The organism is Bacillus sp. SIMBA_008, assembly GCF_046535495.1.
Lineage (GTDB): Bacteria > Bacillota > Bacilli > Bacillales > Bacillaceae > Bacillus > Bacillus subtilis.
Genome location: NZ_JAWRWL010000662.1, coordinates 1 through 262, shown reverse-complemented (window position 1 = coordinate 262; position 262 = coordinate 1). Strand labels below are relative to the sequence as shown.

Genomic DNA, 262 nt, shown 5'->3' with positions numbered 1-262 from the left:
GTAAAGTTTTCAGCGGCTGAATTACAAATTCCTTGGAAGAATTCCCAAGCGCCAATAGCTGTTTTTTGGTACCACGGTCTATTAGCTTCTTGTTCCTGCAAAGCCATTTTTTCTTCAATTTCTTTTTTTATTTCGGCTTCTTGAACTCTTTCCTCTGCAATTTTTTGAATAGAGGCTATCCATTCCATATTCAACCTTTGTGTACTAAATGTACCACTGACGGGACTAAAACCTTTTCCGCTTTGTACTTCGGCTAAACCTA

1 pseudogene is annotated in these 262 nt (G+C 38.2%); it reads right to left on the bottom strand.

Annotation, left to right across the window (positions count from 1 at the left end):
- Positions 1–262: pseudogene (locus SB658_RS24870) on the bottom strand (hypothetical protein); the annotation flags it as partial.